The 14,274-nt window shown below is 67.2% G+C and carries 7 protein-coding genes and 1 pseudogene; 7 read left to right on the forward strand and 1 reads right to left on the reverse strand.

Annotation, left to right across the window (positions count from 1 at the left end):
* Positions 1 to 193: 193 nt before the first annotated feature.
* Positions 194 to 712 (reverse strand): hypothetical protein, encoded by a 519-nt coding sequence (locus OG522_RS01100; protein ID WP_329461011.1) that lies wholly within the window; start codon positions 710 to 712, stop codon positions 194 to 196.
* Between the two features lie 323 nt (positions 713 to 1,035).
* On the opposite strand from OG522_RS01100, the gene OG522_RS01105 reads away from it, so the two are divergent.
* From OG522_RS01105 to OG522_RS01135, 7 genes and pseudogenes are all read left to right on the forward strand, one after another.
* A complete protein-coding gene (locus tag OG522_RS01105; protein ID WP_329461012.1) occupies positions 1,036 to 4,965 on the forward strand; it encodes a polymorphic toxin-type HINT domain-containing protein in 3,930 nt (1,309 codons plus the stop codon).
* A gap of 32 nt (positions 4,966 to 4,997) precedes the next feature.
* Entirely contained in the window at positions 4,998 to 5,282 is a 285-nt protein-coding gene (locus OG522_RS01110) for a hypothetical protein (RefSeq protein ID WP_329461013.1), read from the forward strand.
* A 170-nt stretch (positions 5,283 to 5,452) separates the two neighbouring features.
* A pseudogene (locus OG522_RS01115) lies at positions 5,453 to 5,608 on the forward strand (helix-turn-helix domain-containing protein); the annotation flags it as partial.
* A gap of 280 nt (positions 5,609 to 5,888) precedes the next feature.
* Positions 5,889 to 6,752, forward strand: coding sequence for an IS630 family transposase (locus OG522_RS01120; RefSeq protein WP_329461015.1), 864 nt, complete (start codon positions 5,889 to 5,891; stop codon positions 6,750 to 6,752).
* A gap of 358 nt (positions 6,753 to 7,110) precedes the next feature.
* Entirely contained in the window at positions 7,111 to 7,659 is a 549-nt protein-coding gene (locus OG522_RS01125; protein WP_329461016.1) for an EF-hand domain-containing protein, read from the forward strand.
* A 154-nt stretch (positions 7,660 to 7,813) separates the two neighbouring features.
* Positions 7,814 to 9,223, forward strand: coding sequence for an FAD-dependent oxidoreductase (locus OG522_RS01130; protein ID WP_329461017.1), 1,410 nt, complete (start codon positions 7,814 to 7,816; stop codon positions 9,221 to 9,223).
* A gap of 557 nt (positions 9,224 to 9,780) precedes the next feature.
* A complete protein-coding gene (locus OG522_RS01135) occupies positions 9,781 to 14,163 on the forward strand; it encodes a non-ribosomal peptide synthetase (protein WP_329461018.1) in 4,383 nt (1,460 codons plus the stop codon).
* The last annotated feature ends 111 nt before the right edge of the window (positions 14,164 to 14,274 follow it).

The following is a 14,274-nucleotide window of genomic DNA, read 5'->3' on the forward strand; positions in this document are numbered from 1 at the left end:
GTATGCGGGAGCGCAACGCAGGCTGCACGGCGGAGAGTAGCCTTCGTCGGTAAAGCATCAAGAGCTGGCAGTCCCGGTGGTCCGTGCTTTGCGACCTCACCGCAGAATGCTCAGCACTACAGGTCTGCCGAACAGGCTTGCTTGCTAGTCGTGTTCACATGTCGGCGATGAATCCGGAGCCGATGGCGCTGGGTCAGCCGTTGACGCGGAGTTCGACCAGCATGGACGGTGTTCCGTCGTTCCCCGTCTCGCCCATGGGCTTGTAGACGCCCTTGGGAGCGTTGATGATCGTTTCCGTGCCGTCGGCGGTGATCTTCGCCTGGACCGGGCGGGTCTGGGCCCACAGGCCGTAGGCCTCGGGCAGTTCCATCGTCACGAAACCTTGCTTGCCGGTGACGGCGAAGCAGAAGTACATACCGCCGGTTCGTGACTCGACCTTGATGTCATACGCAGAGGCGCAGTCGGTCAGGAGGATATGACCATCACCCTGCTTGAGGGTGATCTTCTGGTCCTTGAGGATCTGCGCCGCATTCGGGTACGCGAACTGCTCCACCGAGGACGGCATGCCTGCCGTGGGTGAGGCTGCGCTGCTTGCTTCTTTGGTGTCGCGGGGCGCCGCCTGGGCAACAGAGAGGGCCGCGACGGCGGCGCAAGCGGTGAGTGCGGCTATGGCGCCGGTAACTACGGTTTTCCGGGCAGGAGTTGTCGCCACGGGTACTTCCGATCGATGAGAGGGGCGCTATGTGCCCGCGAGGTGAACACAAGTAAAGCATATGTAAGAATCAAGCATCGCTTGCCCCAAGCTCTCTTTGCCTGGGGCCTGTTGTGGCGCGTCTACCTTGAGGTCTCCGCTTGAGCGGTTTGACGCTAGAGCGGAATATGGCCTTCCGATTGTGTGCAGCTCCTGCCTTGGAAGGTGATTTTCGCCCCAGTTGCGTGCCGCAGCAGCGCGTCAACCGGAGGGGAAACAATATGAAATGGCGCCCGCACTCCAAACGAGTGCCGCAGTCCGCAAGAACCGGCCGCCCCAGAACCGTGCGTCTGCGCAGTACCTGCGCGACACTGATCCCCGCTGCCCTGGTCGCGGGCCTTCTGGGGGTCTCGCCGGCGTCGGCTGATGACGCTTCCAAGCCGCCTGTCGACCGTCGAAGCGTCGTGCAGTTGTGGGAATCAGGCGGGCGCGGCATCAAGTGGGAGGCCGAGAAGGCCCTTCTGGGCTCGGACGATGACATCAACGCGTTCCTGGTCGGCAAGGACAAGACGCAGTACATAGATGACCGTGTGGCTGTCAGTCGCATGATCAACTTCGGTGGTCGGGGAGTCCGGATCGCGGGCACCGCGGCGCTTGCGACCGGTAAGCCCGAGGATGTGCAGGCATTCCTGCGGGACGGATGGAAGGCTCCGCTCGACCAGGACCGGCGTGTTGAGGTCTCCACGATCATCAACGCCGGTGGCCGGGGCGTGCAGATGGCGGGCACCGAAGCCCTGAAGGACACACCGGAGGACGTCAAGCAGTTCCTCGAGGTCGGCCAGTACAAGGCCCAGGAGACGGATGACCGCGTCGCGGTCTCCAAGCTCATCAACTTCGGCGGGCCCGCGATGCAAGCCGCCGGAACGCTCGCCCTGCAGGGCACCCCGGACGATATCCGTGAGTTCCTGGAGATCGGGCAGTTCACGGCCCGCAACCGGGATCAGGAAACCGCAACCCTGCAACAACTCCTCGACCAGGCCAAGCAAGCGGGCGCACAGGCCGATGTGGCCACCAAGGAGGCCGAGGAGGCCTCTGCCCGCGCGGTGACCGCCTCCGAGCTGGCCAAGCAAGCTGCACAGACCGCGGCCAAGGAGGCGGCTGCCGCCAATATCGACTCGAAGACGGCCGCGTACAAGGCGCAGCAGGCCGCACAGGCGGCCATGGCCGCGGCAGAAGCCTCCCAACAGGCCATCCAGTCCGCCAACGCAGCCAACCGGTCGGCCCGCATCGCAGCACTGGCCGCCGCGCAGACCTCTGCCGCAGCGACCGCTGCCGCCGACGCCGCCAGCCGTGCCTACGATTCCTCTGTCGCCGCGCTCGGCGATGCCTCCAAGGCGGACAAGGCCAAGAACGACGCCGTTGCCGCCCGAATGGCCGGCAATCTCGCCAGGGAATCTGGCATCGCGGCCGAGCACGCGGCTGCCGCGTCACGCGCTGCCGCCACCGCGGTGAACGCGGCCTTGAGCGCCGCGGGTAATTCTGATGCTGCAGCAGATGCAGCCGAAGAGGCCAACAAGAGCGCGGACGCTGCAGGGGCGCACTCCGAGGAGGCCCACCAAGCCGCGATCCAGACCCGCCGCCACGCTGCCGAAGCCAACCGCGCTGCCCAAGCGGCCATCACGCTGGCCAACAAGGCCGCCGACGCCGCCATCGAAGCGCGGGATGCGGCCAACTCGGCAGCCGGGCACGCGAACAAGGCCGCCGACGCGGCCGAGGAAGCCGTCAAACACGCCGGCGAAGCCGACAAGGCCTCAGCCCAGTCCAGCGCCTACGCAACAGCTGCTGCGGAAGCCGCCTCCAGCGCGGAAGCCGCCGCTACCACCGGCAAGAAGGTGTTTGCTCTGGCCCGTGAGGTCGAAGCAGAAGACCTCACCACCCGCACCAACGCCGCTATCGAACGCGCCAAGTCCCAGAAGACCAGCACCGACACAGCGGTCTCCAACCTGGCGAAGGCCGCGCTGGAGGGCAAGGCGATCGACGACGACACAACGGCCCTGGCCGCCGAAGCCGACAAACCCGGCGCCGATACCAAGGCCGTCGCCGTCAAGGGCCGCGCCATAGCCATGCGCGCCATGAAGGCCTTCGACTCCTGGCGCCAGTCCGCTGCCGCCCAAGCCCTGGCCGGCAGCGACGACGACGTCCTCACCTACCTGCGTACCGGTGCGAAAAAGGCCGGCAGCGACGAAATTCGGCAGCAGGTCTCCGACCTGGCCTCCCAGAGCCCCTATGAGCAAGTCCGTACCGGTGCCGTCGAGGCGCTGAAGGGGACGGACCAGCAGATCAGCGACTTCTACTCCACCGGCCAGTTTCAGGTCGCGCTCGTGGAGTACCGCGTCCTCATATCGAAGATCAACAATGCGGGCGGGCCCAGCGTCAAGAAGGCCTCCCAGGACGCCTTGGCCGACGGTAGCGTCCAGGCTCTGACAGCCTTCCTCAACAACGGCCGCTACCAGGCCCAGAACACCGACGAACGGGTCATCGCCACCAAGCTCTACAACGACGGCGGACCCGAGGTGAAGGGCGCCGCCATGGTTGCCCTCACAGGCCCCGCCGCCAAGCTGCATGACTTCGTCGAGATCGGTCAGTACATGGCCGACCGCAAGGACAAGCTCACCGACAACCACGTCGCCCAAGGCCAGCGTCTCCTCAACGAGACCTTCGAAGTCGCCGCCACCGCCCGCCAGAAGGCGAATACCGCAGCTCAGGCCGCTGCCATCGCCAAGGGCGCCAAGGCCGACGCCAACAAGGCCGCCGCCGACGCCCTCGCCTCAGCCGCCCTGGCCAAGACATACGCAGCTGACGCCGCCCAGTCGGCCGACGCCGCCCAGGCCAGCGCGAATCAGGCTGCCAAATCCGCTGCCACGGCCCGCGATGCCGCCGACAGAGCTAGCAACGACGCCGCCGCAGCCGAGGAATCCGCCGCCCAGGCCCAGTTCTCCGCCACCTACGCCCGACAGTCCGCCGATGCCGCTAACCGCTCCGCCGCCATCGCCTATGACGCCAAACTAGATGCGGGCAAGAGCCGCGACGAAGCCCTCCAAGCCGCCAGCGCAGCCTGGGCTCATGTCAACGAGGTGCGCCAGGCCGAGGAAGCCGCTGCACGTCAGCAGGCAGAAAGCGACCGAAAGAAGCAGCAGGAGGGTAAGAAGAAGAAGCCCTGCATCCCGCGAATCAACCAGGACCATCTCCCGCTCTGTGTGTGGAACACGGAGGACTACGTACTCCAGCAGCCGGACATCGATAACGCGTTCAACCGCTTCCTGGCCAAGGGCTTCATGATCGCTACGGGCCTCGAGGGCGTAGTCAAGTGCATGGAGAACCCCACACTGATGGAGTGCCTGGGCGCTGGCGCCGATCTCGCGGGAGCCAGCAAGATGTCGGCCGCTGAGAAACTCCTATCCAGAGGCCTCTCAGCCGTCGAAGACCTCGCCAACGACAGCCGCTTTTACAAGCTGCCCCCTTGCACCAAGTGCTTCCTCGCAGGCACCAAGGTACTCATGGCGGACAGCAGCACCAAGAACATCGAATCCGTCAAGATCGGCGATCAGGTCACAGCGACCGAACCACTCAGCGGCAAGACCGAGCCGCGCAGAGTGACAGCCCTGATCGTCACCGAACACGACAAAATCTTCAACAACCTCTCCATCAAGACCCGCCAGGGCCTTGAGCATCTCATCGCCACTAACGAGCACCCCTTCTGGTCACCGTCCCAACACGCCTGGGTCGAGGCCGGAAAGCTCACCAAGGGCATGACCCTGCGCGCCGTTGACGGCACCACCGTCGACATCGACGGTAACTACTCCTATGAGCAGAACGCCCGCACGTACAACCTCACCGTCGACGACCTTCACACGTACTATGTACTGGCCGGGACCACACCGATCCTCGTTCATAACTCCAACTGCATGGGGCCAATGCTTGATGACACAAGTGAGGCTTACATTCGCGGGAAGCATTTTGCTGGCGGGGCGAACTTGGATGCAACCAAGGGTGTGTTCAGTCACGATGTCGATCTCGATCAGCTTGCTGAAAAGGCAGGTGGGGTTGCTTCATCTGAACCGAACGCGAGCGGTTTCTATGAGCGGGTAGTCAATTACGAAAAGCCTATCGGGGAGACGTCAGCCCAAGATGGGGCGCGACAGACGTCGTGGTTCATGCTTGTGCAGGACAAGTGGGGCGGCGTGATCACGATGTATCCGATTCCGCCCAGGTAAGTTGCAGCAACGGAGGATCCTACGCCATGGGTATGGCCATCTACATCGAGAATCAAATTCATGAACGCGTTGATCAACTGCTGGACGATAAGGACGAGACGCTAATGCGTGTCTGCGAGTCTGGCCCTTCAGGGAGTATCCGAAAAGCCATCTCGCGCTACGGTGACACGATGTTGAACATCTATCAGTTGCGCTTGCTGATCGATGAGCTTCAAGCGCTGCCGCAAGACTTGTCGTCGCGTACTGTGAAACGCTTGGAGGAAGCCGCGCATGTGGCGATCAGAAGTCGCGGGTACCTTTACTTCGTAGGGGACTAGCCATTAGGCCCCCTGCTGCGTAGAGTCTCCCTGATTGCCGAGACGAAATTCTGAAGACGCCCCTCTGAAACTGTTTCAGAGGGGCGTTTTCAGCGCTTTGACGGCAGTAGTTGCTGCTGAGATTGAAAGGGTGGGGTGGCAGAAGGCGTTGGCGATGCTACATCCTCGTCATGAGGTACGCGGATGGCGGCGGTCTGACGGCTGCGGGGCGGGCGAAGCGTGAGGCAGTGCGCTTCGAGGCCGCGGAGATGTTCGAGCAGCGGACGCGGCCGCCGGAGGTGGCCCGCAGGTTACGGGTGTCGCGGAAGTCGGCTTACGCCTGGCACGACAGGGAACAATGCCCGCCCCTCCCCTACCGCCCCGCGGACCACACGCGCACCCCAACCGGCTGAGCGCGCCCCCTTCAGCCGAATGTTCCCGGATTCGGTTGCGCGCACAGCCGCCAGACCCGTCAATGGAACAAGGCAGGTGCCCCGGCACCTCTGTGCCTCTTCCGTCCGGAAGAGACCCAACGCCCCCTCGTTGCTGGCGGATTCTCGGGGTCCTCGCAACACCTGGTGGCTTATTGAGCCGAAACTGTCTGGTTGCCTTGCTCGTTGAAGGTGTGTGATCGAGCTTGGGGGTGCGCGGGGCCTGGGGCCTGCCGCGCAGGAGGTGGTGCGGCTGCGGGTGGTGGCCGCGCTGGAGTCGGGACAGGTGCGGACGTATCGGCGGGCGGCCGAGGTGTTCGGGGTGTCGGAGCGGTCCGTGGGCACCTGGTGGCGCAAGTACAAGGCCGCGGGCAGGGAGTCGCTCGCCGCGGTGGGCAAGTGGCTGCGCCGGCACGGCTTCTCCCCACAGCGCCCCGACCGCCGCTCCTACCGGCAGGACCAGGCGAAGGTGGATGCCTGGCTGGGCGCCGAGTACCCCGCGATCGCTGCCCAGGCGAAGGCGGAGCACGCCGTGGTGGCCTGGGCGGACCAGTGCGGCCTGCGCTCGGACACCGCCCCGCCGGGACGGTCGTGGGCCCCGGCCGGGCAGAGCCCGACCGTGAAGGTCAGCGGCCGGCGGTTCCGCGTGAACATCATGTCCGCGATCGCCTCCCGCGGCTCGCTCTGGTTCACCGTGTTCACGGGGAAGTTCACCGCGAAGGTGTTCACCCTCTTCCTCGACCGGCTCGCCCGCCAGGCCGGACGCAAGGTTCACGTCATCGCCGACCGGCACCCCGTCCACCGCAGCAAGGCCGTCCGTACCTGGCTGGATGCGAACGCCGAGCGGATCGAGCTGCACCTGATGCCCGGCTACAGCCCCGAACTCAACCCCGACGAGATCTTGAACGCGGACATCAAGCGGAACGTCCACGCCGCCCGCGCCCGCTCGGTCAACGACCTCGCCCGCGAGACCCGGCGATTCCTCCACCGCCGCCAGCGCCAACCCCGCCGCGTCCAGGGCTACTTCCACGCCCGTCACGTCCGCTACACCCTCGAATAGGCAACCAGACGGTTTCGGCTCAATAACTCGGCCCTCCACAAGGACGGTGAGGCCAGACACGTGGGCGCTGTTGAGCCCTTGCCAACTTCACATGTCGGCCGAGCAGTTGGCCTGACAGGCGGATGAAGCCCTTGGCTGCCGACGGAAGGAGCCTACGCATCCACGGCACGGAGAAGAGATTCATCGCGGGGCATTCAATTCGAACGTTACTGTGGTCATATGCTTGCCGTATTTGGTGAGTCTGTCAGCGAGGTGTATTACTCCTCCAGGTTGGATAGGACCCTCTAGCCTGGGGCCGGGGTCGGGGCCGCCGGACCTTATCAGTACCCAGAGAAGACGTTCATGGAGGAGTCGCGCAGTGACCACGGAAGCCGTTATTCGTAAGTACGACCTGATCTTCGACCGGCTCGACGCTGACGGCAATGGAGTGCTGGAGTTCGCAGACTGTGAGCACATGGGCCGAGAGGTAATTCGCTCAGGTCGCGTGTCTGCGGACTCCGCCAAGGCGATCGCACTGTTCGCGGCCTACCGAGAGGCGTGGGACCGCCTTGTGGAGGCGGCCGACAGCGACGGGGACGGCATCATCACCCGTGAGGAGTTCCGGTCGGCCATGTCCGACACCCTCGGGCGCAGGGAGCAGGTGGTCTCTGGATGCCGATCGGTACTGGACGCGGAGTTCGCGGCCATCGACGCCGACGACGACGGGCTCGTCCCGGTAGCTGATTTCCAGGGCTATCTGGAGGCTTTGGGCTCCAGCCCGGCGGAGGCCGCCGCTACGTGTTCGCAGCTGGACACGAACAACGACGGGCAGGTCTCCCGGGCAGAATTCCACGCGGGCTGGGAGCACTACCTGCTCAGTGATGAACTCTCCGGGGCCGGCAACAACTTCCTTGGAAGCCCGGCCTGACCGACGTTGCGTTGTCCTGGCGGCTCTCGCCTGCGCGGAGCCGCCCACCCACGAGGTGGACATCAAGAGAGCGCGGTTCATCCGTGCCGCTTTGGCGGGCGCCCTGCCCGCTGGTGCAGTCGGCCGGGGGCACTGACCAAAGGGGGGTATCCATATGTCAGCACGCCGTCAGGTGATGTTGGCGGGACGGGCGGTAGTGATCGGGGCAGGCATCGCAGGGTTGGTGGCTGCCCGGGTGCTCGCAGAGCACTTCGAGAGCGTTGTCGTGGTGGAAGCCGCGCCCTTGCCGGCTGCCGCTGTTCCTCGCCGCGGGGTTGCGCAGGCTCCCCATCAGCACGGCCTGTTGGTCAGTGCTGCCTTGGAGCTGCAGCGTCTCTTCCCGGGGTTACGCGAGGAATTGTCCTCGGACGGGGCACCTCTGTTCGACTTCGGGCTGCGGGCATCGATGACGGTCGCGGGCAGCCGGCTCCCGCGTGCACCCATGGACGTGACCGTGCAGGCATTCTCGCGGGACCTGCTGGAGTGGAGGTTGCGTCAGCGCGTCCTGTCGGACACGTCGGTGGACGTACGTGATCGGTGCCGGGTCGAGGAGCTGTGCTGGGATCGCGATGCATCCCGGGTGGTCGGGGTCCGCTTGGGGGACGGGCACACGCTCGAAGCGGCTTTGGTCGTGGACGCCTCCGGGCGGTTCTCCACACTGCCCGACTGGCTGGAGCACGCCGGCTATTCGCGGCCGACGCAGAGAGTCACCAACGCGGACCTGGCCTACGCGACCATGACCGTGGAGGCGCCGTCACAGACTTTCGACGCGTTGTTCCAGCCGTACGACGCGCCCGAGCAGCCGCGTGGTGGGTTCGCCGCGCGGCTGGAGCATGGGAACTGGCTGGTCACGCTGTTCGGTGCGGGTGGTGACCACCCGCCCGCCGACTCTGACGGATGGCGACGATTCGCCGCGAGCCTGAAGAACCCCGATCTCAACCGCCTGCTCGCGGACGCCACCCCTGTGCCGGGCAGCAAGATTCACGTCTACCGGCGTACGGAGAACCGTCTCACCCAGTATGCGCAGGTGAGACGGTGGCCTGATGGGCTCGTCGCGGTCGGCGACTCCGTCGCTGCCTTCAACCCGGCCTTTGGGCAGGGTATGGCCACCGCCGTCCTCGAAGCACGGGTCCTGGCGGGCCACCTGGCCCGGGTGCGGCGAAGGCAGCCACACACCGTTGATGGGCTGGCTCGTTCCTTCCAGCGGCATATCGCGCGCATCGCCCGCAAGCAGTGGCTCATCACGGCCAGCGACGACCTCGTCTGGCAATATGACGCGCAGCGCAGGCCACTGCCTCTTTGGCTGCGCCCTGTCTCTTGGTACAAGAAACGTCTTCTACGCCTCATGGCGACCGATCGGGCTCTGCACCGCCGGTTCATCAACGTCTTCCACATGCTCGAACCTCTCACCTCACTGGCCAGCCCCAGGATCGTCGCCAAGGTCCTCCTCGCCTCAGGCACGGGCATGGCCGACATGAGTGAGGCCGGCTGCCCAACAAGCCGTCAGATGGCCACGAAACCGTAAGCAACTTCCGTCCGCTCCCGTTTTCGGAGCGGCGAAGGCGGTGCGCTGCCGTTGGTCGGCAGCCTCCACGTCCCACAGCAGGACGACGCCATCACCGCGTCGCCCGGACGTCGTTCGTGGCCGAGGAAGAATCTTCGAGGCCCGCCCGATCAGGCAGGGTCGCCCATCGGCCTTGGCTCTCCCGAGTGACGGACTGTCACCCGGCACTGGTGGTCCCCTATGGCGCGCACGTCTTGTCGCCCCTGTGCCGTCGCGCAGCTTCCCGGCGTCAATCAGCCGCTTCCTATTTGCGGTGAATGCGGCCCCAGTGGCAATCCATACTGGACCGAACCACTCAACACTGCATTCTTCTTGAATGGCCGAGAACTTTCGACGGCCGCTGGGGAGAAATGAGATGTTTGCCACGCCGGTGACCCTGGGGAGCACATTCGGGCGGATCGGTACTGGCCTGGCAGCCTTTTGGGACTACGGGACGGTTCCCGTCCGAACGTTCCTGATTCCGCTTCGATCCTTGGTTCTTTGGGTCTATTTCCGCAATCGCTATCTTCGGGAGAATCGTGACTGACGTTCTTGGGGCGTACGGGATCCGTTCAGAGTCCCCCCGTCCGGAACCCAGCACCACCTTGTGGCGGCTGCTGTGCGAGCGTGCGCAACAGCTGTCGGGCGCGGCAGCGGTGACGGATGCGTCGGGAAGCCTGACGTACGCCCAGCTCCTGGACGAAGCTCGGGCGTGGGCCCGGTCCTTGCGTGCGGGTGGGGTTGGTCCGGGTGTCGCCGTGGCATGCATGGTGCCGCGAGGTGTGCGGGCGGTGGTGGCGCAGCTGGCAGTCTTTGCGGCGGGGGCGGTGTATGTGCCGGTGTCTGCCGATGACCCGCCGCACCGGGTGCGTGAGCTGCTGGCCGGGGTGGATGCGCGGCATGTCCTCACCCTGTCCGGACAGAGCCCGCCCGTCGGCGTCGACCGGTTCGACATGGACGAGCCGGTGCCGCATCACCAGGGCGTCGACCCAGTGGATGTGCAGGAGCTGCCGGGCCCTTCGCCGGAGATGCTCGCCTACATCATCCATACCTCCGGCACGTCGGGTCGGCCGAAGCCGGTCGCGGTGACGCACGGGGCGATCGCGCACACCATGCAAGCCTATGCGCGCCGCTTTGCCGCACCGGTGCGGTGCATGGCGGTGGTGTCGCCGATGACGACGGATGCGTCGCTGCCGGGGATCTGGTTGCCGCTGCTGGCCGGCGGAACCGTGTGGCTGGGATCGGCGGAACCGCAGCAGGCCCTGACCGACCTTGCCCACCAGTTGTCCGCGGGAGCGGTCAGTCATGTTCTGCTCACGCCTTCGCTGTACGGAGCGGTCCTGCCCCGTCTGGAGGGGCCCTCGGCACACCTGCGGCAGGTCATGGTGGGGGGAGAGCCCTGCCCGAGCGAACTGGCCGCCGACCATCACCGCAGGATGCCGGGCGTAGAGCTGGTCAATGCCTACGGGCCGACGGAAGCCGCTGTGTGGTGTGCGGCGGGAGTACTGCGGCCCGGGGAACCCGTCACGGTCGGCACCCCACTGCCGGGTACGCCCGTCCTGGTGATCGGGGGGAACGGCCAGCCCGTGCCTCCGGGCGAGACCGGTGAGGTGTGCATCGCGGGTGCCGGCCTGGCACAGGGGTATGCGGGGGATGCCGAACTGACCGCTTCCCGTTTCGTGGCCCACCCCGGCGACGGGGCACAGCGGATGTACCGCACGGGTGACCTGGGCCGGTTCAACGGAAGCGGCAGGCTGGAGTTGTTGGGCCGGCGCGACGCCCAGGTCAAGGTGCGGGGCTTCCGGGTGGAGCCCGAAGGCATCGCCCGGGTACTTGGGGAGGTGCCGGGGGTGCGGGACGTGGCAGTCGGCGTCCACCAGGACCGCCTGGTCGCCCACGTGGTCCCGCAGTGGGACGAGCAGAGCGCGGCCCGGCAACTGCACGAGAGTTGGGAGGAGCTGTTCAGCGGCCTCGACTTCCGTGACGAACGAGCGGGGTGGACCAGCAGCTACAGCGGCAAGCAGCTCCCGGACGCGGAGATGAACGAATGGATCGATGCCACGGTGCGGCTGGCCACCGAGAACGGCCCCCCGGGCAGCCTGTTGGATCTGGGCTGTGGTTCAGGCATGATCCTGGCCCGGCTGGCCGGGGCGGCGGTACGTGTCGTGGGCGTGGATGTCTCCGCCGAGTCCCTCACCGCCCTGCGTACCCGGCTGGACGGCATGGGACTGTCCGGCATCGAGCTGCGTCAGGGGGATGTGACCAGCGCGCAGGACGTCACGGGAATGGATCTGGTGCTGTGCAACTCGGTCGTGCCCTACCTGCGCGGGGACACCCATCTGTCCCGCGCCGTGACGGCCGCGCTGGGGGCGGCTGCGCCCGGCGGTCGCGCGGTGTTCGGGGACGTGAAAGACCGTTCGGTGCAGGACGCCTTCCACGCGTCCGTTGTCCTGGATGGGGCCGACGACGGCGTGGAAGTAGAGGTGTTGCGCACCCGGTGGCGGCGGCGGGTCGCGCTTGATCCGTATCTGCTGGTGGACCCACGCTGGTTCACCCGCTACGCCGCCTGGCACGCCGAGATCCGGCCGCGCACCGGTCTGGCCCGCAACGAGATGAACGACTTCCGCTTCGACGCCGTCCTCACCCCCCAACCGCCGCAGCATGTGGTCGAGGTGGACCAATGGCATCGCTGGCCCGGGAGCCTGGGCGGGCTGCGTGAGCTGCTGTCGGCAGAGTCGGGCCCGGTGGGCATCCTGCGGGTGCCCAGTCGTCGTACGGCCGGGGCGTGCGCGGTGCGGGACGTCCTCGCGTCGGGCCGCAGCGGGTTCACCGCCGGCGAGCTGCGTGCTCTGGCCGCCCGTGCCGAAGCCGACGCCGTGCACCCCACGGCCTTGGAGGAACTGGCGGCGGAGCTGGGACGGCCGGCGCGGCTCTCGCGCGCGGCGGGATATCGCGACGGTGCCCTTGATGTCGTGTTCCTTCCCGCCGCCCGCACCGGTGCGGAAGCCCGGCAGGTAGTCGCGGTGCGGTGGCCGCAACCTGTGTGCGACGACGAGTTCATCTCGGCGCCCCTGCACCGGCACGTCCTGGCCCGGGCATCCGAGGACCTGCTTCCGGCGTTGCGCCGTCAGGCCGATGCCCGCCTGCCCGGGCACGAGCGGCCCAGCCGGTACGTGCTGCTGACCGAACTGCCCCTGGGCAGCAACGGCAAGCTCGACCGGGCGGCCCTGCCCGTACCGTCGAGCGAACGGCCTGCGATGTCCACGACCTACCGGGCGCCCGAGTCGCCGGTCGAAGAGACACTCACCGCAATCCTGGCGAACGTTCTGGAGCTCGACCGGGTGGGCATGGACGACGACTTCGTGGAGCTGGGCGGCGACTCGCTGCGGGCTGTCCGAGCCGCCACACACATCGGTGACGCCCTGGGGCAGTGCGTCCCGTCCCGTACGGTGCTGGAACACCCCACCGCGGCCCGGCTGGCCGCCCACCTGGCAGGCCCGGCCACCACCACGTCCCTGCCCGCGCAGCGGACCGCGTCCACGCCCGACACCCTGCGGGAAATCGGTCCGGACGGGGTGCGGCTCGCTGCCGGGCCCACGCACCAGTTCCTGCGCGTCAACGACGACCGGGCCGGCGGGATCCTTCCCAGCCACGGGCCGCGCTTCTCACTGGAATGCCACTACCGCATCCGCGGCCCTCTCGATGTCCGTGCTCTGTCGGTGGCCGTGGACCGTCTCGTGGCCCACCAGCCCGCGCTGCGCACCGCGGTGCAGCTGACCGGCGAACCGGGTGGACTGCACCAGACCGTCCACGCCGCTTCCGAGGCGGTCCTGCGCCATCATGCCTTGGAGGCAGCCGACTCCCGCAGCCCTGCGGAGTTCCTGGCGGCCCTGGACGCCGCCGATCCCCTCGACGCCGCTGCCGGGCACGTCTTCACCGCGACCCTGCTCACCGCCGGCCCGCACGATCACCTGCTGGGCCTGCGCCTGCACCACCTCACCTCCGACGGCTGGTCCCTCAACCTCGTGGAACAGCAGCTGTCCACCCTCTACGCGGACGCCACCGCGGGCCGCACCACCACGCTGCCGACGACCAACTACCAAGCGCTCAACGCGCCGGAGGAACCACGCGCCGACGACATCGCCTTCTGGACGCAACGCCTCTCAGGAGCCCGGCCCGGTCTCCTGATCCCGCCCACTCAACTGGGCAGCCACACCGATGTCCACGACGCCCTGCTGCGGACCCGCCGCATTCCCGCCGCCACCGCCACCGCCTTCCACGCGCTGGCCCGCACTGAGCGCCTGACCCCGGCCAGCGCCCTGTACGCGCTCTTCGCCGCCATCGTGGCGGCCGACACCGGGCAGGACGAGACGCTCCTCCTCGCCGTCAGCGCCGCCCACCCGGCGGACACCGCCCACACCGCCGGCCTGTACGCCCAGGCCGTCCCCGTACGCCACCACGTGCCCCAAGATCCCGCGCTGACCGTGCGACAGGCTCTGCACGCCGCGGATACGGACCTGCACCAAGCCCTCCGTCACGACAGCGCCTCCCTGCTCACCCTGGCAGGCGTCCACCCACCGATCGGAGAACTCTTCGCCGCCTCGCAGTTCGTCTTCTACGACTACCTACCCCCCGTCGAGGGGCTGCGTCTGAGCGGCTGCGCCGTCGAGCGCACGGACCAGCTCGACCCCGCCTTCACCGGACAGCTCTTCCAACTGCCCTGCGACCTGGGCTTGCTGGCCCGCGAAAGCAGAGACGCACTGGACCTGGCCGTCATCTTCGACCCCGCGTACGCCCCGCCGCACTACGCCGAGAACCTGCTGCGCCGCCTCGCGGACGCGCTCACCGCCCTGGCCGACTCCGCCGACCGCCCCTGGAAGGGCCTGGTCACCGCCGATTCCTGGCTCGCCGGCCTGCGCTGACCCACCGCCACGGGCCCGCTGACCGAAGCAGTCCCAGCAGTCAGCGGGCCCGGCGCCACCAGCGGCACGAGCCCCGGCCCACTCCGCTCCCAAGCCAGCCATCCCCTCACA

The sequence above is a fragment of the Streptomyces sp. NBC_01431 genome, from assembly GCF_036231355.1.
In the GTDB taxonomy this organism is placed as follows: Bacteria; Actinomycetota; Actinomycetes; order Streptomycetales; family Streptomycetaceae; genus Streptomyces.